This is a genomic window from Subtercola boreus (assembly GCF_003399625.1).
Classification (GTDB): Bacteria; Actinomycetota; Actinomycetes; order Actinomycetales; family Microbacteriaceae; genus Subtercola; species Subtercola boreus_C.
The window spans coordinates 14,747-35,116 of sequence record NZ_NBXA01000013.1; the positions used below are offsets into that span (position 1 = coordinate 14,747).

A 20,370-nucleotide genomic window follows, 5' to 3' on the forward strand; every position below is an offset into this window, starting at 1 on the left:
CCTAAATGTATGTGTCGGCTACCGTCACAGTCATGACCCCAGTGCCGCCCGAAGGCGCGAGGGTCTGCGAAATCGTCTGCCCCGGTGGGACAGCCCAGATACCCGCCTGCTCGACAACCCCGTAGACCGGGAAGCCGTCAACAATCAGCAGCCCCGAGTCCATGAAGATCTGATGCGGATGACCAGCCGTGACAGACTTATTCACCTGATACGTCTTCCCGCCCGATGACACCGAGTACGACGGCATCGAACCAGTGATCGTCAGGACCGGGTACGCGGCAAAGTTCCCGTACTGCCACGCCGACACAACCAGCGGGGTAGCAGGGTCAGCCGTGAACGTGTGCGACTCGCCATACTTCCGCGGGTCAGCAGCCCAGAACTGGATCTGGTAAGAAGCCTGAACGCCCCACAGAGTCACCTGGAACTGCGTTTTTGACGCAAGCCGAACCGAAGCGCTCGTCGTCAGGCCCGCCTGATCAACAACCAGATGGGCCGGCTCGGGGCCTGCCAGTAAACCACTCAGTCTTTGCTGGTAGTAGAACAGCTTTTCGGGTGAATCCGCGAAGCACAGCCCGGAAATTGAAATGACCCGGGAGGAGAAGTAACCCACCGCATCGAACGATCCTGCGGCAAGAGGCTTCTGAGCTTCGTCGCGACGGATGTCAGGCGTTGAATCCCAACCTGTGAAACCATCCTCGCTGACATAGAAACCGTCAGTACCGGCGCCACCGTCGAACACCAATCCGTTGATACGCGCGATCATTTCGCCATCGCCAATCGCCAATTGAGGTCGTTCGCTACGGTCTGACCGATGACACGCTCATCGGTCCCCGCTGAGGGATGAACATCCACCTGAACCTGAGCGCCAGCTACTACCGGCGCGATCGTCGGAGAAGCCGTGACAGCCCCGCCAGTCGCATAGTGCGGGGCCGATGCAAGAGACTGACGGAACCCGTACACGGCCGCCTGACCGCCCATACGAGACACATCCGTCGCGGTCAGCACGTGTTCACCAGGTGCGAGCATGGCAACCACGGAGTCCTTCCCGATCGGACCGGGACCGGTGACCTGACCGCCGTCCGCATACGCGGCGCCAACCTCACCGCGAGGAGCGCCCGTCTGTTTGATCACCTGATTGATGACCGTCTCGCGGTAACCCGGAATGGTCGCGATAGCGTTGGCGACAGCCATCGCTTGCTGAATCGCCTCAGATGAACCAGTGACCGCGACAGAAGTGGCGATGCTCCCGGGGATCAGGCCGAGCTTGTCGGCGTAATCCTGCGCGGCCTGACCGTTGATACCGAACTGGTCGAGGGCAGCGATGAGCTGATCCCGGCCGTTCTGAATCGCAGCAGCAGCGTCCTCCTGTGAGCCGGTCTGAGAGAGAGTCGCCGACGACAGTGCAAGTGTCGACTTCGCAATGTCGTCCAGCCCGGCCTGGTTCGCTCGGCCCTGCTCGGTGCCGATGTCGAGAGTCGCACCATTCGTGGCAAGAGTTTTCTGCAGGTCATCGAGAGATGCCTCGAAATCGCGGGTCGCCCCGTTCACGTCGAGCTGCGTCTTGCCGAAACCCTCAATCGTAGATTTCAGCGACTCGATGTCGCCCTTAGCGTCAGAAGCCGAGATCGCGACACCATCGATCGCACCCGAGATGTTCTCCGTCGCGCTTGCGGCCTTGTCTGCGACCGCCGCCTGATCGATGAAAGCCTGACCCGAATCCTCCACCGATGTCCGCAGTTTAGAAATGTTCTGACCAGCGTTATACGCGCCGAGTGAAGTGCCATCGAAGATGCCCTGGAATGTGTTGGTGTCGACGATCTTCTTTTGCACCGAGTCGTACGCGTCACCACCCTTCAGGATGGCATCTGTGAGCTCCGTCTGCCCAACACCGGCCTTCTTCGCGGCCTCGAACGAGCCGTCCTCCGAAAGCTTGCGTGCGATCGCAGCGCGAGTGTAGTTCGTGGTCGCGCCTGTGGCCTTGTCGAGAGTGTCAACAAGCTCAGCCGTCGTCGCCTTTATCTCTGCCTGCTGTGCGACATAGCTACCAACGACGACGGTAGCGATAGCAAGACCAGCGCTCAGGACGCCGACGCCGAGAGCGGCAGCTTTCGCGCCACCACTTACCCCGTTCATCGCAGCCCGAAAGGCAACGATCTTCGGAACAGCCAGCAGCGCGCCGCCACCGACCAGACCAATGGCCCCGACAAGAACTGTCAAGGCAAGTCCCACATTCAGAAGCTCGGGCGGCGCACTACCGAACGAGTCCACGAGGAACGTTGCTGACTGGGTGAGATCACGGAGCGTGCCGTTAGCGCCAGAACCGGACTGGATGAGGGCTGTATCGAACGAGCCGCCCAGCTTCTCCACGTCACCGCGGAGGTTGTCGAGCTTAATGCGTGCCGTCTCGGCCGCGTACCCCTGGTCGTTGGTCTGGTCGATGTACTTTTGGATTCCCGCAGCTCCGAGATCCAGCAGCACGTTCGACGCCCGCACTGCATCGGAACCGAAGATGATCTTCGACGTCGCCGCCTGCTGCTCGGGAGACAGATCCTTGAGCGCGTTCTTGTAATTTCCGGCGAACTGGGAAATGCCGATGAACTTGCCAGATGCGTCGAACGCGCTGATGCCCAGTCGGTCCATCTCCGTCTTCGCCTGAACAGAAGAAGGCACAAGGGACTGCAGCATTGTCTTAAATGAGGTTCCGGCGTCCGAACCAATGAGGCCCTGATCTGCGAACGCGGCGAGCGTGCCAGTGGTCTCCTCAATCGACAGACCCATGCCCTTAGCAACCAGACCTGACTGACCGAGAGCCGCAGCAAGATCCGAAACGTCACCAACAGCCTTGCCCGCGCCAGCGGCCAGAAGGTCGGCGACATGAGGCACATCGGAGCCCTGCAGATTGAACTGCTTCACGGCGACGGCCGCGATATTAGCCGCGTCTGCCACCTCGAGACCGCCAGCGGACGCCAGCGACAGCGCACCGTTCAGGCCGCCACCGAGGATCTGCTGCGTGGTCAGACCAGCCTTAGCCAGCTCCTCGATTGCGTTCGCCGACTCTGTTGCCGAGAAAACGGTTGCCCCACCTGCGTCGATCGCAGCCTGACGTAGCAGATCCATGTCCGCAGCCGTCGCGTGAGTTGCGGCCTGAACTGACGAGATAGCCTGATCGAACTCCGCGTACTTCGCAACCGCCAGAGCAACACCGGCAGCCGCGAGACCACCGACCGCGAACAGGGACTTGCCGAGAGTTTCGATACCCTCACGACGCTGAGAAAGACGTTCAGCTTCAGTTCCGGTGGCACGGGTCGCCTCAGCGGCCTGGTTCATGCCTGAGATGTAGGAAGAAACGTTGGCGACGAGACTTACTCGGGTGGTACGGTCCGTCACGGTGTACCGCCCTCTGTGTAGTTACTCGTCCTCGACGCGCCTCGCGTGCCAGAGATCGCCAGCTCTATCCGCGTCCGGGTACTTCTTGTGGAAGGCCTCGCGCGCGTGGTCAATCGACTGCGCAGCGAAGTCCTTCTTCGGTGCCTTGTTCGCCTCGTAATGCCACCCGCCGGGACGGTTCGGATCAGACCGCGGATCGGTCGCCTCAGACATCGGCTGACCGTGCGTGCCAATGTCGGCGAGGATGCGCTGGTAGGCGAGCATCAAATTCAGAGACGCCGTGTCCCACTCCGGTTCACGCTCCGAAACCTCACCGAAGCGCACACCATCGACGTACTCGTAAGAGGTGAACTGGCGTGGCTCCCAACCTTGCAAACGGCGCGGGGAGACGCCTAGCGTGGTGGCGAGCCTCAGGACTTCCCAGAGGCCGCCAGTGCTTTTTTTACCTGCTCCACAGCCTTCGCAACTGCGACGTGTGACCGGTACTCATTTAGGTTGTAGATCGTGTCGCCGATTTTTCCGACGAAATGACCCGTCAGCGCCTTGAAGAGGTCCGCCCACTCGTCCACGAGCTTGGCGTTTGGCTTCGCGGGATCGGCCACGTCGACGCGCAGCTTCCGCTCCTTGCCATCGACCACCAGCGTTCCGCACTTCGGCGCAACATACTTCGTCAAGGTGCGAAGGTTGTATCCGTACTCGCTGTCGTAAGCCACGCCGATGCGTGCCGGGTGGCGGTCGACGGCATCTGTCCAATCCACCCCATCCATCTGCCGGAATCGCAGCGTGTGGAGGTGCCCATTGAGCATCACCTCAACATCCAGATAAGGGATCGCAGCAGATTTCGCCGCACGGAGGTCTTCAGAAAAACTCATTGCATCACCGTTCTAGTCACCGTTTTCCACCGTTGGGAAAACCTGCCGGGGCGACGGTGGGGCACCCCGGCAGGGGCTTAGTTACGCGACGATGGTTCCGCCGCGAACAGTCGGTGCGGTGATGTACGCCGTCTGCGAGATCGTGTCCAGACCGTTCTCGGTCGGCGCGTCGGGACGCTGGGCGCCGAGGATGTACGTGATGACATCCGCCGTTTGTCCGACCGCATAGGTGGTCTCGTTCGGTACGCCACGACGGACATTGAACTGGCCCGTTGATCCCTCAGTGAGTGTCTGTGCGGCCGAATTCGCGTCAGTCGATGCCACGTACTTGAGCTCGAGCGTCTCCGTGGTCTTACCGGGCCGGGAGAGGTCCTGCTTCAGAGTCAGCCGCTTATCCGGGACGGTTGCCTGAGCGGTCGCCCAGTTGAAGCCGTCCGGCGTGAATGAGTACGTCTCGGCCTTCGCCGTTCCACCGTTCAGGATCGCGACCGAAAGCGCGTTCGCGCCGAGCGGGACGGAAGTGATGCGCCAGCGACCATCGGACTGGCTGGAAGCGGGGGCTGTTTCGAGTGCCATATGATTCTCCTTTTGTTGACCGGCGCGGAGAATCCCCGCAGGCCGTGAACCCGCACCATGCGGGCGGCTTAAATGCAGAAATCCCCGCACGGTGGCGAGGCTCCTGAAGTGGTTGGGTTAGAGCAGTTCGCTCGAGAAGCCGCATTCGGCTACGACATAAAAGAGAGGCGGCGAGGAGTCGTCGTCGCGCTGCACCGGCTGGGGATTCGAGAACCAGAATCGGCCCGGATTCTCGCCCGCTACTGTCGGGGTTATCGCGCGACCGCCAGGCACCAGCACAGACTTGATCTGCTCATTCACCCATTCGGCCTGATCCGCGGTAGACCCAACAGCGTGGATCGTCCAGCGCGGCTTCTGCATCGTCGCAGGACCGGTGAATCGGGTCGCCTCATCAGTGCCCGCCTGCGCGTAGAAGACCGCGTACGGGCCAGCCTGCGGCTTCCCGTCCACTAATGGGGCGAGACCCGGATAGAAGTTCGTCACCTTCGACGTCGACACCAGGGCGACCAGTGCTGCGGTGTGCTTACGGCTCATGAGTTCAATGCCCTTCGCAGCGCACGCTCACCAGCTATACCCATGCCCCGCTCGAAGTCAGCGGTAGTCGCCGCAAGGGCGCGCTGCCCGTCAAGAGCAGGCGGGACAGTCAGTGACCCGTACTCTCGAGCCCACGCGTAACCGCGGAGACGGTCGGTGCCGTTCACTGTTTCAATGACCGCTTCTACGCTCTGATCGTCGGCGGTCACGGTGTACTCGATCGTGCTCGCTGAAGCAGGCACCGCAGACTCTTCGAGGTTCTTACCCCACGCCTTCTTCACTGCGAACGCAGAACCGGTCGCAGCACGCTTCGCACCAGACGGGATTTCGTTCTGCACGTTGGAAAACTGCACTGCGAGCCTGGTTAGGTCAGCAAAGTCGAACTCGATACCATCCGGCATCAGGAGACCACCTCTACCTGGAACCGGCGAGCCGTGACATACGACCCGGCGAACGGGCTGGTGATGCGACACTTCGTGCCCACCAGGGCCGGGTCATGCCGCGAATACGTGATAACTGCCACCATGTTTTTCTTGACCTCAGTTGAGGTAGCGACCGGCAGTTTCAGAATCCCGTTCTGGTCGGTGAGGATCTGGCCGGCAGCATCCACGTCCGAACCCAAGCGGTGAGGGGCCATGTACTCGCACGGTCCCGAATAGATCGGAGCGAACGTCGAAACGTATCCGCCTGTTTCCTCATCTAGGACAGTGCTCGGCGCATCGAAACCAATGTCGCACGTATCCGGCATCAGGGACTGGGCAAGCTTTCGCCCCATGCCAAGCGTGCCGTCAGCGATACTCATCGCGACCCGGTAACCCACACGCCAGTGCCGTACTGGGAGCGGATCAGTTCGATGTTTCGGTCAGACAGTGTGATGCCGGTTGAATCACCAGCATCAGCGAACGATGCTTTGAAGTCATCGAGGGCGACGGATGATAGCCCGCCAACCGTGAGCCCCAGGTTGAGCTCCAGAGAGATGAGTGTCTGGGAGACGAGGACCATCGTCCACCGCTTGAGCCCCTCAGGGGCCTCCGCGTATCCGTAGGTGAACGTGATGTCCACCGGCAGAGGGCTCGCAATCAGAACACGGCCGTCGCGGTACACATAGTCGACATCACTGCCATCACGGCTCACCGAAACAACCGCCTGGACTGGTTGCTGCGGCAACACGATCCCCTCCGGCTCAGGCCACACAGTAAATGTGACTGTCGCCTGAGGAAAAACCTGCGCGCCGATGATGTCTTCACGCAGGTAGGTGGACGCATCCTCGAGCAGGGAAGTTACCCACTCCGTCTCGTCAGACGAGAAAGTCCGCTTGAGACGGGTACCTAGCTCTACTGCTGTAGCGAATGCGTCCACCATGACTCCTACTTCTTCGAAGCGGTCTGTTTCTTCTGCGGCGGATCGACCGGAACCCATCCGAGAGCAATGATCGCGTGCACCCCGTTATCGGGAATGTCGAGCACTTCCCCCGAAGGGGACTTGTACGCCGTCACGTTTACGCAGACGGGGTGAGGACGGCGAACGGGTACTTGCTGCCCGAACCCTCGGTTGTCACGGGCGTAGCAACTGCGAAGCCGGCACGGAACTTGAATCGCAGGGCCACCATGTCGCGCTCGGCAAGGTTGATGCCGCCGACAGTCGCCTCAGTGAGGATCTTCACCTGAACGTCCTGCCGGATTCCGAGGATAGCCTTGGACGAATCCCCGACAAGGAGCTCGGCGACGGCCGGGTTCCATGAACCGTTCCGCACATAGTCGAGCGGCTGCCCGTAGATGCTGCCCAGCGAGTTGTCCGAACGGATCGAGTCGAGGTAGATCGGCTCGTTCTGCTTGTCACGCAGACCGCGAAGCTTCGACCGCATGAACCGTCCCGTGTACGCGTGGTTCACGTCGAACCCATCATCTTCGACCTTTGCGAAGACCTGATTGATGTCCTCAGCGAAGTCGACGGTCGACGTACCACGAACGACAGTGTTGCCGGCCGCAATCGCGCCGGGCACCAAGGCTGCGTCGGTCCACGTCGCCGGCTTGTTGACGCCGAAGAACACAGCCGCGTCGAGAACTCGACCGAGTTCCTGAGAGACCAGAGGCTGGACCTCGCCCCAGATGTCGAACGTCGAGTCATCGATCACATTCTCGTGAACGGGGATGATGACTGCGATCTCCTCCGCGATCAGGTCCTTATTTGCCCACAGAACCTCGGAGGTCGGCTTCACGCCAGCCGCGAGGGTCGCTGACTCGCCGACGAAACCGGCGGTTGGCAGAGCCGACAGGACGGGCATGCGTGCGGCGCCCGATACCATGCGGATGGTGCGGAACGAGGAAAGCGCAGCAGAGGTGTACTCCGCCTCCTTGACGATGGTGCCGATGTTCTGGACTGCGAGCAGCGCCAGCGCATCGGAGCGACTGATGTCAGCCATGATGAACTCTTTTCACTAGGATTTTTGGAACGCCGCTCGGATGAGGTCGTTCGGGTCGTACTTGACCGGTGCGGCCTGCTTGCCCTTCGCGCCCTGATCTGCGTCGCCGACGAACTTGCGTTGTGCGGCAGCAGCGAGGTGCGGTTTCTGGGTGAGCAGGTCGATTACGGCCTTGTTCAGCGCTTCGACATCCACTTCGCCGTCATCGCCTACCTCAAATGAGGTGGCGTCGATGAACACGGCAGCATCTGCCGGGTCGGCAAGCTTCCCTGCGGCGACCGCCTTGAGTTCCGCTTTGACAATGCGTGCGTTAGCGGAAGCTGTTGCCTCAGCACGCGCCTCAGCGCGGGCGTTATCGAGGGCTACTTCCTCAGCAGGCTTGTCGCGTGCGGCGAGCTCGCGCCGGAGTTGCGCAATTTCCTTCTCGGCTGTTTTTCGCGCTGCGCGCTCAGAGTCGAGAGCTTTCTTGGCTCCGGCATTCGGGTCAACTTCGGTGGTGGTGTCTTCGGACTGTGCTTCGTTCGACTCCGACGTCACATCGGTTTCGGCTTCTGGCATGAGAAAATCACTTCCTCTGGGGGATGGATGCCGAGTCGCTCGGCCTGATCCCGCAAAGGAGCGGGAAGTTTTGGGCAACAAAAAAGCCCCACCTAAGCAGGGCACTTTTTGTTGAAGTCAGATGCCTAGAAGTTGCGCCAGACGGCGAACCGAACTGGCTGAGGTGGCGAGCTTCGCAACCTCATTTGCATATGCCTGCTCAATATGTGCGAGCTGCATAGGGGTGATCGGCTTCGGCGCCACGTACTTGTCAGCCGACGACAGCCCGACCGTGCGTGGGTAAACACCGGTCCGGGCGACATCGAGCTTGTACTTCGCGTCATACAGTCGACGCTCCGCAGCCGTCATCGTGTAACGGTTCAGTGGGTCGCGGACACCGGTCTCGCGGGCCTGTTTTACGGCGTCCGATGCGGCGCGAGCCTTGCCACCTTTGCCTAGGGCACCGAAGCCCTCGATGCGACCAACGATGTTGCCACCGGCGACCTGCGGACCCGTGATGTACCCCTCATGCTCAAGCATCTTGATCGCATTCGTGCGCGTGCCAGCAGTGCGGAAGATGTCATCCACGGTCATCCGAGAGGGGGTTCCGTAGCGCAGGTGCCCCTTAGATGTCGCAAGTCCACGCTGCTGAATGTTGCCGACCCGGTAAATGTCGGCACCCTCACGGATAGCACGTGCCTCAGACCGCCCGAACGTTTTCTCTTGCGCCTCCGGGGAGAGCGAGTGAAAGTACTTGTACGGGTCGGTCGTCAGGTCGCCGGCCATGTTCTCGTTGGTCGGAATGTGGCGGCAGTCACATCGCGGGTGGCGAAGGAAACCGCTGTTCCAACGGAAGAACTTTCCCGCCAGGATCGCGCACCGTGAGCACGAGGGCGGGTTCAGCATCCGCGTGTACCCCTGCAAGGTGGGCCGTTGGGCTATGCCCGCCGCAACAACACTCCGCCCAGTGTCTGACATGACCGTCAGCAGAGTTCCGGTGAGCCACCGTTCAGCCTGCTGCAAAGCCAGCGGCGCAGACAGGCCAGAGCCCACCGCAGACTTGGCCTTCACCACAGACTCTCCGAGTAACGAACCCATCGACCGACCGTCAGGCGCGGAAGATAGGAAGCCAGCAGGGCTCAGAACCCCGACAGGTGCCGCATCAACGTTCGTTTCTTGCAGAACATCGGCCGTGTACCCGATCGATGAGGCGACTGCAGCAGCACGCCCCGTTTGCACCCAGTTGAGTAGTGGGGTAACGACATCAGCCCATGAAGAATCGAAGTCCGGCCCCATACGGCGCCAGAACTTCTTCGCACCCGCGGCCGTCGCCACAGCGATGCGCTGCTGCGTCTCGTAGTAGCTAGTTGCCGACTGGGGAAGCATTCAGAACGCCTCCCGGCTGGCCCTGTGCGGGGCGTAGAGCGGCTTGCAACTGCGGGTCGGTGTTCTGCTCGTCCACCATCGCCAGTACCCGCTCCACCTCTGTTGGCGACAGGCCGTACAGTTCCATCAGGTACTCGAGCGGGAACCCCATCGTCTTCATCTTCAGCAACGCATCCGCGAGCTGAGCCTCGGAACGAATCTCCGGGTTCATCCAGTCCATGTGCGCAAGCCGGCACATCTTCGCCAACTCCTTGTCGCCCTTCGCTAACGCGACAAGGCGATACATCTCACGCAGCGCCGGATCGGTGAACGTCTGAAACTCAAGAACTTTCTTGTTCAGACCAATCTCAGACGCCTTGAGACCATCCGCGTTGACGTTCGACATGCCCGACTTCGCAACAAGGTACGTCGGCGGGGTGCGGGTCTGGGAGCCGATGTGCGCCACCGCCACATCGATGGTGTCCGTGAACACGTCGAGGCGCGCCGCATCCCACTGGCCAACCTTGGCGTCACCCGTAAGAAACAGGAGCCTCTTCTCCGACAAATCATCGATCTGGACCGGTTTCTCGCCGATCTTCTTCCCAGTACTGTCCAGAACAGGGATCTTCGGCGGCGCCTGGTTCATCACGACACGGGCCGGCATGGAGGCATAGTCGGCCGCGAGGAACAGGTACGCCCACAGCAGGTTGATAGCGTCCTGCATAGGCATCACGCCCTGGATTTCCGACACAGGGTCGCCGAGGAGAGTAGGCCGGTTCTGGATTTCCACGACCGGAACTTCGCCGATCGGGTTAGGCAGAGGCCACACCTCATTCCCGACCGCGCGGGGAGTCCAAGCGCCTCCGCCGAGACCCTTCTGGCGGGCCTGCTCAGCCTGGGAGAAGAACTTGTCGGCAGAAGAGGCACGTGACCGCTCGAACTTCCACACGTAGTCTGCGGTGTACAGGGTGCCGTACTCTTTCGTGTCATCGACCCACGTCTTCAACGCGGCGACACGAAGCCTCGGGTTAGCCCAGTCGTACTCGATCTCCACATTCATGGGATGTTCCCATGTGATGAGAGGCTCGTCCGTCTTCGTGTCGCCCCACACGATCACGTAGGAACGGCCCGTGGTGAGTGTGGTGACGAAACCCTGAGAAGACTGCATGTCCATCTCGTTGATCAGCCACTGCTCGTGCAGGACCATTGCCGCCTCGGGACTGTCAGCGATCTTCACGCCCGTGTGGCGAATACGCTCCGACTCAGCATTCACAACTGCGCCACACCAGTTGTCCGAGAAACCCGAATACCGTTGCGCGTTCTTCCGCTTCCACTCCGCCGTAGCAAACGTCAGAGGCTGCTTGCCCCCCAAATAGTCTTCCTGCTTGCTCATCGCAGCGCGACGAAACGAAATGCGGCCGTAACACGCATCAACCAGACGCAGCGCCTCATCGAGTGCAGGGTTCTCGCTCAATGCGGCCTCCTAGTAGTACACGTATTCGTCTTCGTCGGCCGTATAGCCAGCAGCGATAACATCGCCGGCAGCCTCATGGGCCAGCACTGACGACATGGCAAGGTCGATCTTCTGTGTCTCGGACGCCTTGAAAATGAGGTACTTCTGTCCGGACCGGGCAACTTCGACAGCGTTACGGATGTGCGTGCCGACCGTCTCGTCACCGTCATGAGTGAACTGCGACTCGGGCAGCATCACATCGGTTTTCATCCGCTCGAGAGCAGCGTGCATCTGGGTCGGCCGGTATGTCTCCCAGCGAAAGACCCGCTTCGGGTACTTCGCCTCGAGCCCATCAATCTCCGACTGCCAGAACGGCGGGTCGCAGTAAGCACGCACCACGTCGAACTGTTCGAAAATCTCGTCAAACGCTGCCAGGATCTCCAACCGCGGAACTCGGCCGTTGTGCTGGCGCGGGTCCCAGATGGTCGGTCGGCCATCATGGTAAGTCGGGGTGAATTGGTAGCCGTCGAGCGTTTCGGCTCTAATACCAGGGTTACGTCCCTGCGAGTGGTGTGGTTTCTGGCTACTAAGCGTTGCTTCGTCAACGTAAGGAGCCACCGTGGGATGGTCAGTGAGTACCGACTAAAGCAACTCACGAAGGACACCACACGATGGCTCTAGACCAGTCTGCCCTGCTCGACCTGCTAGGAGAACTCAAACTCACCGACGTCACCGACCGAATCCGCGTCGCAACAGAGACCCTGTATCAAGAATTGATCGATGCCGAAGCGACCTCGTTCATCGGTGCCGCCCCGTTCGAACGCACCGGCGACCGCACCACCCACCGCAACGGCACCCGGCCCAGGACACTGTCCACGACGGCTGGGGACCTGGATTTGAAGATCCCGAAGCTGCGTGCCGGGTCGTTCTTCCCGGCGCTTCTTGAGCGTCGCCGCCGGGTCGATCAGGCGTTGTTCGCGGTCGTGATGGAGGCCTACGTCCACGGCGTCTCGACCCGCAAAGTCGACGATCTCGTCAAAGCGCTCGGCGCGGATACGGGGATCTCGAAGTCGGAAGTTTCTCGGATCTGCGCTGGCCTGGACGCGGAGGTCGCCGAGTTCCGCGACCGGACCCTCGCCGCACAGGACTTCCCCTACGTGTTCCTTGACGCGACCTACTGCAAGGCCAGGGTCGGTCACCGGATCGTGTCCCAAGCGATCGTCGTCGCGGTCGGTGTGGCCGCTGACGGCCGCCGGGAAGTGCTCGGCTTCGACGTTGGCGACAGCGAAAACGAAGGCTTCTGGACGTCGTTTCTGCGGTCGCTGAAGACCCGGGGCCTCGACGGGGTCAAGCTGGTCATGTCTGACGCGCACACTGGCCTGAAGAAGGCCATCGGGACAGTGTTCCAGGGCGCCGGGTGGCAGCGGTGCCGGGTGCATTTCATGCGTAACGTCCTCGCCGTGATCCCGAAAGGCTCCCAGGACATGGTCGCGTCGATCATCCGCACGATCTTTGCCCAGCCCGACCGTCAGCACATCGAGAAGCAGTTCCGCGAGGTCACCACGATGCTCACCCGATCCCACCCGAAAGTCGCCGCGATGCTCATCGACGCCCAACCCGACCTGCTCGCGTTCGCCGCGTTCCCCAGGCGGCACTGGCGCCAAATCTGGTCCACGAACCCGCTGGAACGGGTGAATAAGGAGATCAAACGACGCACCGACGTCGTCGGCGTGTTCCCCAACACGGCCGCCCTGCTGCGCCTGGCCGGGGCGGTCCTGATCGAGCAGCACGACGAGTGGGAAGCCGGCGAACGACGCTACTTCTCCGAAGCATCCATGCTCGAGCTGGCCACCATGAACAACCCCATCCAACCCCCCAACGAGGCGGTGATCCTCCCCGAACTCGCCGCCGCCTAAACTAGAACAACTGACCCGCACGGTGTTGAGAAACTCCACCACTCAGCGGGACGTGACCAATACCAGTCCAGTCATCAACATCAGACCCGTCGAAACCGAGCACAATCGGTGTCTTATCGGGCACCACATGCGTGGCCTTCTTCGACTCCCATCGTGCGAAGTCCAACCATGCCCCGGAACCAGCGACGATGCGGTTACCGAAGAACCGTTCCGCCTCAGCCTTGTCCTTCTGAACGAGCTCGGCAGCTTCAGCCTCGATCGCAGCAACGGATACCCACGGGGCGCCCGCATAGTTGAAAACGAACATCTTGTGACGGTCACGCTTGTCACCGAAGCTCAGATGCGCGGGCGGCTGGCGGAAGTCCTTATTGATGTCCTTCGACGGTGCCTCGAAGGTGCGCTGGGCGACGGAATCCTGTGCCGGGTCCCACGCGTTCGTCGTTTCGATTGCCCGACCACCCATGCCGGCGAGACCACGACGCTGCGTCGACGCGAGCTTGTGCCCGCCATTCGACTTCACCCACAGGCCTGTCTCATCCTGCGGCGCAAACGTCACACGCTGACCGAGGCGAGAGTTTGCCTTCGACGTGACCACATCGATTCGGCCACCACCGGGAAGGCGGATGAACTCCTCGCCCGTATGCCGAATGATCTCAGCCAACGGGCCTAGCTCAATCATCGGGCGAAGTGCGTCATACGTGTTGTCGGTCTGGTCTTCGGACGTAGCAGTGATCTGAATAAGCGGCGTCGACCACGGACGGCCCATCGGCTCGCCCTGGTCATACTCATACGCCCACCCGCAACCACAACCGAAGTCGCGGCAGTCGTACATCTCGCGGCCGGACGCGAACCCATCGAACAAGACAGGGCCGACACCCTCCACGCAGACGAACGCGCCGATCAGCGGAGACTTGCCCCACTTCTGAGCACGAACCAACTGCGAACGACGGAAGATAAAAGCTTCGGCCTTCTGACCCACCAGCGCATCCGAACGAACCATGTAGTGATTCGCGACGAATGTGAACTGCTCATCACCGAGCACGAACGGGTTGCCCCGGTTGTCGCCATCTGGGATCACACAGTGCTGCTCAACCCACTCAGGGACGATCAGCAGCGGGCTAGCCATTGCTCAGAGCGGCGAACCTAGCCTTCGCCGAAGTCGCCGCCTTCCTCGCCGGGGCAGACGACCGCTTCACCGACAGCTCATCCTCAGAGAACCGCCACCGCAAAGAATGCATCCCCGGCAGCGACAGGCCGATCTCGGCAGCCATCCGAAGCGCTGCCGTCTTCAGCCCAGAATTTGACTCAGCAGACGTTGATTCGATGTACCCGCGCACATACGCAGCTACCTCGTACTTCAGGCTGAGCTTCGACCACATGGCAGCTTGAGGCTTCGACCAGAGGTCTTCCCAAAGCTCGATCTCTCGAGCATGGAGGTCGTCGGTCGCATCCTTGTCGAACTCTTTGATCCGCCTCTTGTCTTCCCAGTAGATGTCATAGATAGGAATGGCGGGCAGGGGAAATGCAGGAACAGCGCCATCGAAACCCTCTGCCGGGAGAGTCACCCAAGCCGCATCGTCCGTGCGATCACGGCGCAACGCATTTGGGTCAGGAGCGCGACCACTGTTTCTACGAACACCACCAGAAGGCATGATCACCTCCTCGGGTTCGTCAGCAAGCAGTCGAGCAGAAAACCATCATCTTCAGCATTGGGAAATCGTTTACAGTCCGGGACTCAATAAGCTCTGGCCGCGTAAAATCCGCGAACCCATGATCCGCCGCAAGCTTCCTGAACTGCGTAGCAACAAGCTCGTCGACCATCTCCTGATCGGTCGCCAGCCCATCGCTCACAGGCACCATCACGCGCATCTCGTTCACCGCAAACGCCTCCCAAAGGCCGAATTGAGAACATCTTGGTTCTGCCGCACCTTTTAGCCACCTCCCCGGCGGTCCTGCGGGGCTGGTTTCGAAGGGGTCTCCCCCCACCCTCTGGATGCCTACGGGTGTGCATCAGTGGGTGTTGTGCCATCCGCCTGGCTGTTCCTGCGCTGTGGATCTGTCGTGACATGGTTTGCATAGTCCACGGCCATGGTCGGGGTCGTTGCTGTCCATGCCTTGCGCGTCGAGGTCACGCTTGGATGTTGGGTAGTGGTCGGCGACTGTTGCTTGTGCTGTGTGGCAGATGACGCAGATAGGGTCGCGTGTAATAACTTGGTTGCGGAAGACACGGTGTCCTGTGCCTGTGTACCCTCGCTGTGTGGCCGTGCCTCTGCGTTGGTCTGCTGTGCGTGTGTGTTGCGGGCAGCGCGACTCTGTGCTGTCGTAGATGGTTGGACATCCTGGTGTGCTGCACACACGCATGCTCTACCTCTTAGCGCAGTGTGTGCGTGCGATGGAGGGGACGACGCATGCTTGCCCGCAGGTGGGGCAGTGCCACCGGTCAGCCTGCATTGCGTAGCTGGTAGTCCTTGATGGCCGTCACGACTATGCCCGCTGTCTTGCTGGTGTCCATCCCGCCGGCACTTGCCAAGGCGATGACGCCCTTTGCTGCGTCGGGTAGATCTCGCTCAGCGATACCGAGGGCACGCAGTTCGGCTGCAAGCTGTGATGTAACGAGCCTTGCCTGTTCCATTCCGGCGACGTACCCGCTGACGTCGGCGGTGAGCGTCTCTTTGACCTTGCGGCCTTTGTCTTCGGCATCGGATGCGATCGCGTTCATGGCTGCTCCTTCATGCTGTATTCGTGCGCGAGTGCTGAGGCAACACGGACGGCGTCATTGCCGTACTGCTTCGCCCATGCGAGATACTGCTGCTCGTTCGTGCCTGGTGTCGCTACGAGTTGTTCGACCCATTCGCGGTAGGTCGTGTTCGGCGCGACGGCCCGCATTGCTATGACGAGTGATGTTGCTTGGTCGTCACCGATGAGTCCGCAGCGACGGAGGATGTCTGAGGCTTCGGCGAGTTCAGCGATCGTTGCTCGCATCTGCTGTCTCCTGCCATTCATAGATCGGGCTACCCATTGAGTCGATCCGCACTGGTGTTAGGTGGTCGTTTGCGTTGGTAGCGCCGTGCGTAGGGAATGTTGGCAGCGGCGTTAGGGCCAGCAGTATGGTCTTGAGCGCTACCCCGTTCTGGGAGGCTGTCGGGCATCCCGGGTGCGCTGGGTGACCGCTCATGACTGCTCCTGACGGATACATGGTTACTGACCGTCATGTGTCGTGAGCGGCCGACGAAAGGCTACGTGCACCCCGAACCGGCCTAGCTGAGTGTGCAGGAGTCGAACCTGCGCTTGTCGGGTTGGAGCCGACTGTGCTTCCGTAACACTTACTCCCAAGGTGCTGGCAGCCCGAACGTTTCCATGAACGGCTTGCGTCTCGACATCCCCGTGTCGAAGAACTCTGACCTATGTGCAACCACACCGTGTGACCTGAGGGTGAGCGGTGTGGGACTTCGCGGCCGGCATTTAGCTTGTGGGCACCACGCGGGTTACTTGCCTGCGAGACATGAGCAGACCTTCATGCGTTCGGCAACGGGGCCGAAGTGTGTCTCGCGCTTGAGCTCCGTGGGTTGGAGTATCAGCAGTGATGCCGGTCGTGTTGTCGTCGAGCCAGCGCGAGAAGTGGTTTAACCAAACAGGCCCCCACGCTAAGGTGAGGGCCAAGAGTTACGGGCGGCGGGAACAAGAATGCCTAAGGCATAGCATACCTGTTCCCACCGACACCGTGGCTTACTGGATACCGCGTTTCTGCCTGTTCGGGTTCGCGAGGATCTTGATCCGGTACTGCGCCATCAGGTCACTGTGTTCGATGACCACAATGCCAGCGACATCCCGGCACCGCATCCCGTGTCTCACCCATCGCTCGATAGTCCTGGTGGACTTGCCCACGCGGGCCGCGGCCGCCTTGATGGTGTAGTTCTCCTGGTTCTCCGACATCCGTCGATCCTAGGCGGCCACGGTACGGAGAATACGGTCAACCTGCAGGGGCGGTGCGACCCACTCGCATGCGGCACACATCACGGTGAGGTCCGGATCGAGTTTGTCGGGGAACTTCACGAATACCTCTCGCTGGCCACAGAGCGGGCATTCCCGCTTATCTGCATCCCTGAAAGGTCGTGGTTCGACGCCGTACGCGCCGGCGAGGGTGAACACGCCTCGGGCGTCGTCGTAGCCGTAGCAGAGGTCGTCGTGGAAAGCGACCGCGAGGGGGAGTGCCGCGATGGTCTCGAGGCGGTCGAGGAACCATCCCACCAGTTCAGTGGAGATCTCGTGTGCTCTCTCGGGCGTGACGACCCGTGAGCCTTGGACCTCGGTGAGATTGATCCAGACCGAGACGCGGGGCGGGGCCACGCTCAGCGTTTCGGATACTGATCCGGTCCAGAGCACCAGCTTCGCGAACAGGGAGTCGCTGGCATCGAGCGGGCCGACCCGGAGGGGTGCGGGGGAGCCGTCGCCACCGCCCGAGACTCGTTCGCCTATCGGTGCAGCGCCGAAACCGTTGATCTGTGCCCGCATGTTGGCCATGAGGTCGGGGACGAGCTCGAGTGCGTGCCGGAGCCGGTAGAAGCAGGAGTCGCAGAACATCCCGTGTCGGGCAGGCTTGGGGCGGGGCGCTTCGCCTTCGACGAGCGAGTCCCAGGCGCAACCACGCGTGCACGGAAGGGTCTCTTCGTAGGTGATGTCGTCGTTCATGTTTGCCCTGCTTTCGGTGAGGTGGGTAGACGTCATGCGAGTAGGTCTCCTGTCACGGGATTGATGCGGATCAAGTTGTTGACAAACCAACGGGTCTGCCATTCGCGCGGGCTCTGCAGGTGTGCCTGGCGGTTCAAGGAGGGCTGCGCCCCGATGACGTCAGCCCAGTCACGCCAGCCGACATACGGTCGTTTCTGCCCGTGGTTGATGTGACAGTCACAGGCACCGTCAGCGCACATGTACGGCGTGCGGCAACGGACGCAGCACCAGGGCGCTTTGTACTCCCGGCCCATGTTCACGTACCCCTGGATGATGTCGCCCATCAGAGACCACCCGCCGGCATCCACGGCATCTCGCCTTCGGCGCCCCTTCGAAGGTGCTTTGGCCAGTCGCGTTTGTCGCGGTCGCCTCGCCAACGGATGAGCGAGACCATGCTGTCGTCATCTTCGATCGGGCGGAGGCCGAAACCGAATTCGGGCCACCCCATGAGCGCAGACGATCCGCGCGGTCGAAGATCACGGTCGCCGCCCATTCCTTTTGAGTGGCCCGCATGCGCCTCCATCAGCAAAGCGACGCCTCGAGCGCGGATCTCGTCGAGCGCGATGATGAGGGGCGCCGCATCGTCGTCTCGACTGATCTCCTTCGGGACCAGCTTGTACAGAGGACCGATGTATACGAGATCAGGTCTGTGAGCGTCGATGAGTCGGTGGACGGTGTCGATGTCGGCCTGACGGGTGAAGTCGAGTCGAACGCCGGCGCTCACGAGCACGTTCTGGCGAGGATCACCGGACCCGTACTGGGCCGCGAAGTTCGTGACGTAGCGGGCGTTCCGGGCCCACTGCTGCTCGCTGTTCTCTGCGTCGATGACCAGCACCCGTCGCGGTTCGATCTGCTCATTCCTGAACGGATGAATACCTGCCGCTGCCGTGATCGCGAGCTGACGGGCAAGGTAGCTTTTCCCTGCACCCTCACCACCTGTGAGAATCAGCCGGTCGTGTCGTTCGAGCAGTCCCTCGATGAGCCAGTCATAGGCGACTGTCACGTCGAGGATCTCGCCGAGCGACTTCGGATTGAGGATCGCGGCGCCCGAACCTGACTCGCGACGTCGTGCCTCTGCCCGCACCCGCTCGTTCTGCAGAAGCATCTCGACGGCTTTCTCGAACTCTGGGTCGACGGGCTCTAGTGACTTCAGATCGTCGATCCCGAGACCGGCCGCCACATGATCCGCGGCGTCCTTTCCAACTGCCGGTTCCAGAATCTTCACATCCGCGATGCCGACCAAGAGTGCCGCGACCTGGTTCGCGTGCGCCAAGCCCGGCTCGTCCATGTCTCGCACAATCCGAACAGTCTTCCCACGGAGCGGCGACAGATCGAAGAGATGCGCCTTCCCTGCACCCATCGCCGTGCACGTCGCGCTCACGCCGAGAGACTCGAGGGCCAGCACGTCCTTCTCGCCCTCGACCACGAACACGACCTTCGCGTCCGCCAGCCGGTCAGCCCGGAACAACGCCGTGCCCTTCGTGTTCCCCGACTGTGAGAAGCGCTTGTCAGGTGAACGCGACACCCGACGACCATCTGGGTAGTCGTAGTTGGCGCCCTTCGGGTCATCGAACAGGTCCGCCTTCGAGAGGTTCAACGCGGCCAGCACGTCATCAGTCGGGTCGGAGTGGGAGTGAACAAGCACCCCACCCTCATAGGCCGCCAGGGACACCGACAAGTCCGCTTGAGAGTGTCCGGGTGCCTGCGCTGAAGCCTTCGACTGGCCCAGCATCTTCACCTTCAGGCCGTGGTCGTGGAACGTGTCCACGAGACGCTCAAACGCGTTCTGCATCGGTTTCCCTCTCGATCAGCAACATCAGCACAAACAGCTGCGCGACGAGCTCGCGGTTCTGCTCTCGAAGGTGCTCCACTTCCGCCAGCAGGCTTTCGCGGGAGGCGATGGTGTCTGTCATGGTCACTGTCCGACCTCCTTCAGGCGCGGATCGTTCTCGATAACGTCTGCTGCCCAACGAGTGCCTGCTGGGGGAGCGGGGTGAAGGCCTTCGACCTCCCGACGGTGCTGAACCGCCACCCGAACCTGGTGGACGATGTCGGACGGCTTCGGAAAGAACGGGCTCTCCGTCATGTGCGACCGCAGCGCATCCAAACCCTGCTGGCGGGTGTACTTCCCGACGATCGGAAGCCACGCCTGCACCAGAGCGTCAGGCACCTCACGGTCGTTCACGATCGCCGCAACCGTCAGGAGTTCCATCACGTCCCCGGCGTTCACGATGCCTCCTCCTGCGCCCGCATCGCAGCGAGGCGCTGCAAGTTTCGCTCGAGGGTGCTTGAACCAGACGCGCCCTTCGACTTCATGGCGAGCTGATCGAACTTCTCCCGGAACTTCGGCATCGACAAGATGTTCTTCGACCAGAAGTCATTGCTCTGCGACCACAACAGCACGCGCCTCGCGTCGGCCAGTAGCACCCCGTCCCTGTCGAGCAGGAGCCGGGGGGTCTATACGATTTTCGGTGTAACTCCTGAGCAAGGAGGAACCGAATGACTGACGTGAAGATCGACGTGGAGGACGAGGCCGTGGCGACGGTGAAGCATGACGGCTTGGTCGATGGCCGGCTGGTA

27 protein-coding genes and 1 tRNA gene are annotated in these 20,370 nt (G+C 61.3%); 1 reads left to right on the top strand and 27 read right to left on the bottom strand.

Annotation, left to right across the window (positions count from 1 at the left end; translation table 11 throughout):
- Position 1 precedes the first annotated feature (1 nt).
- From B7R21_RS06295 to B7R21_RS06360, 14 genes are all read right to left on the bottom strand, one after another.
- Positions 2 to 763 (bottom strand): hypothetical protein, encoded by a 762-nt coding sequence (locus tag B7R21_RS06295; protein ID WP_116282405.1) that lies wholly within the window; start codon positions 761 to 763, stop codon positions 2 to 4.
- Positions 760 to 3,327 carry a phage tail tape measure protein gene (locus B7R21_RS06300; protein ID WP_116282406.1) on the bottom strand — a complete coding sequence of 856 codons (2,568 nt, stop codon included), beginning with the start codon at positions 3,325 to 3,327 and terminating at the stop codon, positions 760 to 762. Before B7R21_RS06300 ends, B7R21_RS06295 begins: the two co-directional genes overlap by 4 nt.
- A gap of 81 nt (positions 3,328 to 3,408) precedes the next feature.
- Entirely contained in the window at positions 3,409 to 3,711 is a 303-nt protein-coding gene (locus B7R21_RS06305; RefSeq protein ID WP_116282407.1) for a hypothetical protein, read from the bottom strand.
- 86 nt (positions 3,712 to 3,797) lie between these two features.
- Positions 3,798 to 4,259, bottom strand: coding sequence for a hypothetical protein (locus tag B7R21_RS06310; protein WP_116282408.1), 462 nt, complete (start codon positions 4,257 to 4,259; stop codon positions 3,798 to 3,800).
- 81 nt (positions 4,260 to 4,340) lie between these two features.
- Complete coding sequence (locus tag B7R21_RS06315) at positions 4,341 to 4,835, bottom strand: hypothetical protein (protein ID WP_116282409.1); 495 nt, start codon at positions 4,833 to 4,835, stop codon at positions 4,341 to 4,343.
- A gap of 117 nt (positions 4,836 to 4,952) precedes the next feature.
- A complete protein-coding gene (locus tag B7R21_RS06320; RefSeq protein ID WP_116282410.1) occupies positions 4,953 to 5,369 on the bottom strand; it encodes a hypothetical protein in 417 nt (138 codons plus the stop codon).
- Positions 5,366 to 5,770, bottom strand: coding sequence for a hypothetical protein (locus tag B7R21_RS06325; RefSeq protein WP_116282411.1), 405 nt, complete (start codon positions 5,768 to 5,770; stop codon positions 5,366 to 5,368). The genes B7R21_RS06320 and B7R21_RS06325 overlap by 4 nt, the downstream gene beginning before the upstream one ends.
- Positions 5,770 to 6,171, bottom strand: a complete 402-nt coding sequence (locus B7R21_RS06330) for a DUF6093 family protein (RefSeq protein WP_147305830.1) — start codon at positions 6,169 to 6,171, stop codon at positions 5,770 to 5,772. Before B7R21_RS06330 ends, B7R21_RS06325 begins: the two co-directional genes overlap by 1 nt.
- Entirely contained in the window at positions 6,168 to 6,731 is a 564-nt protein-coding gene (locus tag B7R21_RS06335; protein ID WP_116282413.1) for a hypothetical protein, read from the bottom strand. The genes B7R21_RS06330 and B7R21_RS06335 overlap by 4 nt, the downstream gene beginning before the upstream one ends.
- Before the next feature lie 136 nt (positions 6,732 to 6,867).
- On the bottom strand, positions 6,868 to 7,791 hold the full coding sequence (locus tag B7R21_RS06340; protein ID WP_116282414.1) for a phage major capsid protein: 924 nt from the start codon (positions 7,789 to 7,791) through the stop codon (positions 6,868 to 6,870).
- A gap of 15 nt (positions 7,792 to 7,806) precedes the next feature.
- Positions 7,807 to 8,349, bottom strand: coding sequence for a hypothetical protein (locus B7R21_RS06345; RefSeq protein WP_116282415.1), 543 nt, complete (start codon positions 8,347 to 8,349; stop codon positions 7,807 to 7,809).
- Positions 8,350 to 8,466: 117 nt separating this feature from the next.
- The gene (locus B7R21_RS06350; RefSeq protein WP_116282416.1) at positions 8,467 to 9,714 is read right to left on the bottom strand and encodes a hypothetical protein; all 1,248 of its coding nucleotides are present in this window, start codon (positions 9,712 to 9,714) and stop codon (positions 8,467 to 8,469) included.
- Positions 9,692 to 11,167, bottom strand: coding sequence for a phage portal protein (locus tag B7R21_RS06355; protein ID WP_116282417.1), 1,476 nt, complete (start codon positions 11,165 to 11,167; stop codon positions 9,692 to 9,694). Before B7R21_RS06355 ends, B7R21_RS06350 begins: the two co-directional genes overlap by 23 nt.
- Positions 11,168 to 11,176: 9 nt before the next feature.
- On the bottom strand, positions 11,177 to 11,764 hold the full coding sequence (locus tag B7R21_RS06360) for a hypothetical protein (protein WP_147305831.1): 588 nt from the start codon (positions 11,762 to 11,764) through the stop codon (positions 11,177 to 11,179).
- A 53-nt stretch (positions 11,765 to 11,817) separates the two neighbouring features.
- On the opposite strand from B7R21_RS06360, the gene B7R21_RS06365 reads away from it, so the two are divergent.
- Complete coding sequence (locus B7R21_RS06365) at positions 11,818 to 13,062, top strand: IS256 family transposase (RefSeq protein ID WP_116282419.1); 1,245 nt, start codon at positions 11,818 to 11,820, stop codon at positions 13,060 to 13,062.
- A 1-nt stretch (position 13,063) separates the two neighbouring features.
- On the opposite strand, the gene B7R21_RS06370 is transcribed toward B7R21_RS06365, so the two are convergent.
- From B7R21_RS06370 to B7R21_RS06430, 13 genes are all read right to left on the bottom strand, one after another.
- The gene (locus tag B7R21_RS06370) at positions 13,064 to 14,188 is read right to left on the bottom strand and encodes a terminase (RefSeq protein WP_216364142.1); all 1,125 of its coding nucleotides are present in this window, start codon (positions 14,186 to 14,188) and stop codon (positions 13,064 to 13,066) included.
- Positions 14,181 to 14,714 carry a hypothetical protein gene (locus tag B7R21_RS06375; RefSeq protein WP_147305310.1) on the bottom strand — a complete coding sequence of 178 codons (534 nt, stop codon included), beginning with the start codon at positions 14,712 to 14,714 and terminating at the stop codon, positions 14,181 to 14,183. The genes B7R21_RS06370 and B7R21_RS06375 overlap by 8 nt, the downstream gene beginning before the upstream one ends.
- 19 nt (positions 14,715 to 14,733) lie before the next feature.
- The gene (locus tag B7R21_RS06380; RefSeq protein ID WP_116282421.1) at positions 14,734 to 14,940 is read right to left on the bottom strand and encodes a hypothetical protein; all 207 of its coding nucleotides are present in this window, start codon (positions 14,938 to 14,940) and stop codon (positions 14,734 to 14,736) included.
- Positions 14,941 to 15,502: 562 nt separating this feature from the next.
- Positions 15,503 to 15,781, bottom strand: coding sequence for a hypothetical protein (locus B7R21_RS06390; RefSeq protein ID WP_116282423.1), 279 nt, complete (start codon positions 15,779 to 15,781; stop codon positions 15,503 to 15,505).
- On the bottom strand, positions 15,778 to 16,044 hold the full coding sequence (locus B7R21_RS06395; RefSeq protein WP_116282424.1) for a hypothetical protein: 267 nt from the start codon (positions 16,042 to 16,044) through the stop codon (positions 15,778 to 15,780). Before B7R21_RS06395 ends, B7R21_RS06390 begins: the two co-directional genes overlap by 4 nt.
- Before the next feature lie 279 nt (positions 16,045 to 16,323).
- A tRNA-Trp gene (locus B7R21_RS06400) sits at positions 16,324 to 16,394 on the bottom strand.
- Positions 16,395 to 16,788: 394 nt separating this feature from the next.
- Entirely contained in the window at positions 16,789 to 16,995 is a 207-nt protein-coding gene (locus B7R21_RS06405) for a hypothetical protein (RefSeq protein ID WP_116282425.1), read from the bottom strand.
- 9 nt (positions 16,996 to 17,004) lie between these two features.
- A complete protein-coding gene (locus B7R21_RS06410; protein ID WP_116282426.1) occupies positions 17,005 to 17,751 on the bottom strand; it encodes a hypothetical protein in 747 nt (248 codons plus the stop codon).
- A 32-nt stretch (positions 17,752 to 17,783) separates the two neighbouring features.
- On the bottom strand, positions 17,784 to 18,074 hold the full coding sequence (locus B7R21_RS06415) for a hypothetical protein (protein ID WP_147305832.1): 291 nt from the start codon (positions 18,072 to 18,074) through the stop codon (positions 17,784 to 17,786).
- A complete protein-coding gene (locus B7R21_RS06420) occupies positions 18,074 to 19,582 on the bottom strand; it encodes an AAA family ATPase (protein WP_116282428.1) in 1,509 nt (502 codons plus the stop codon). Before B7R21_RS06420 ends, B7R21_RS06415 begins: the two co-directional genes overlap by 1 nt.
- Positions 19,566 to 19,703, bottom strand: coding sequence for a hypothetical protein (locus B7R21_RS20020; RefSeq protein WP_172592075.1), 138 nt, complete (start codon positions 19,701 to 19,703; stop codon positions 19,566 to 19,568). Before B7R21_RS20020 ends, B7R21_RS06420 begins: the two co-directional genes overlap by 17 nt.
- Positions 19,704 to 19,705: 2 nt before the next feature.
- On the bottom strand, positions 19,706 to 20,020 hold the full coding sequence (locus B7R21_RS06425) for a hypothetical protein (protein WP_116282429.1): 315 nt from the start codon (positions 20,018 to 20,020) through the stop codon (positions 19,706 to 19,708).
- Complete coding sequence (locus B7R21_RS06430; protein ID WP_116282430.1) at positions 20,017 to 20,217, bottom strand: hypothetical protein; 201 nt, start codon at positions 20,215 to 20,217, stop codon at positions 20,017 to 20,019. The genes B7R21_RS06425 and B7R21_RS06430 overlap by 4 nt, the downstream gene beginning before the upstream one ends.
- Between the last annotated feature and the right edge of the window lie 153 nt (positions 20,218 to 20,370).

Excerpts from the sequence above, each read along its gene's own strand:
- B7R21_RS06295 (WP_116282405.1), bottom strand. The coding sequence starts at position 763 with ATGATCGCGCGTATCAACGGATTGGTGTTCGACGGTGGCGCCGGTACT.
- B7R21_RS06300 (WP_116282406.1), bottom strand. The coding sequence starts at position 3,327 with ATGAACCAGGCCGCTGAGGCGACCCGTGCCACCGGAACTGAAGCTGAA.
- B7R21_RS06310 (WP_116282408.1), bottom strand. The coding sequence starts at position 4,259 with ATGAGTTTTTCTGAAGACCTCCGTGCGGCGAAATCTGCTGCGATCCCT.
- B7R21_RS06315 (WP_116282409.1), bottom strand. The coding sequence starts at position 4,835 with ATGGCACTCGAAACAGCCCCCGCTTCCAGCCAGTCCGATGGTCGCTGG.
- B7R21_RS06320 (WP_116282410.1), bottom strand. The coding sequence starts at position 5,369 with ATGAGCCGTAAGCACACCGCAGCACTGGTCGCCCTGGTGTCGACGTCG.
- B7R21_RS06325 (WP_116282411.1), bottom strand. The coding sequence starts at position 5,770 with ATGCCGGATGGTATCGAGTTCGACTTTGCTGACCTAACCAGGCTCGCA.
- B7R21_RS06330 (WP_147305830.1), bottom strand. The coding sequence starts at position 6,171 with ATGAGTATCGCTGACGGCACGCTTGGCATGGGGCGAAAGCTTGCCCAG.
- B7R21_RS06335 (WP_116282413.1), bottom strand. The coding sequence starts at position 6,731 with ATGGTGGACGCATTCGCTACAGCAGTAGAGCTAGGTACCCGTCTCAAG.
- B7R21_RS06340 (WP_116282414.1), bottom strand. The coding sequence starts at position 7,791 with ATGGCTGACATCAGTCGCTCCGATGCGCTGGCGCTGCTCGCAGTCCAG.
- B7R21_RS06345 (WP_116282415.1), bottom strand. The coding sequence starts at position 8,349 with ATGCCAGAAGCCGAAACCGATGTGACGTCGGAGTCGAACGAAGCACAG.
- B7R21_RS06350 (WP_116282416.1), bottom strand. The coding sequence starts at position 9,714 with ATGCTTCCCCAGTCGGCAACTAGCTACTACGAGACGCAGCAGCGCATC.
- B7R21_RS06365 (WP_116282419.1), top strand. The coding sequence starts at position 11,818 with ATGGCTCTAGACCAGTCTGCCCTGCTCGACCTGCTAGGAGAACTCAAA.
- B7R21_RS06370 (WP_216364142.1), bottom strand. The coding sequence starts at position 14,188 with ATGGCTAGCCCGCTGCTGATCGTCCCTGAGTGGGTTGAGCAGCACTGT.
- B7R21_RS06375 (WP_147305310.1), bottom strand. The coding sequence starts at position 14,714 with ATGCCTTCTGGTGGTGTTCGTAGAAACAGTGGTCGCGCTCCTGACCCA.
- B7R21_RS06390 (WP_116282423.1), bottom strand. The coding sequence starts at position 15,781 with ATGAACGCGATCGCATCCGATGCCGAAGACAAAGGCCGCAAGGTCAAA.
- B7R21_RS06395 (WP_116282424.1), bottom strand. The coding sequence starts at position 16,044 with ATGCGAGCAACGATCGCTGAACTCGCCGAAGCCTCAGACATCCTCCGT.
- B7R21_RS06405 (WP_116282425.1), bottom strand. The coding sequence starts at position 16,995 with ATGTCGGAGAACCAGGAGAACTACACCATCAAGGCGGCCGCGGCCCGC.
- B7R21_RS06410 (WP_116282426.1), bottom strand. The coding sequence starts at position 17,751 with ATGAACGACGACATCACCTACGAAGAGACCCTTCCGTGCACGCGTGGT.
- B7R21_RS06415 (WP_147305832.1), bottom strand. The coding sequence starts at position 18,074 with ATGGGCGACATCATCCAGGGGTACGTGAACATGGGCCGGGAGTACAAA.
- B7R21_RS06420 (WP_116282428.1), bottom strand. The coding sequence starts at position 19,582 with ATGCAGAACGCGTTTGAGCGTCTCGTGGACACGTTCCACGACCACGGC.
- B7R21_RS20020 (WP_172592075.1), bottom strand. The coding sequence starts at position 19,703 with ATGACAGACACCATCGCCTCCCGCGAAAGCCTGCTGGCGGAAGTGGAG.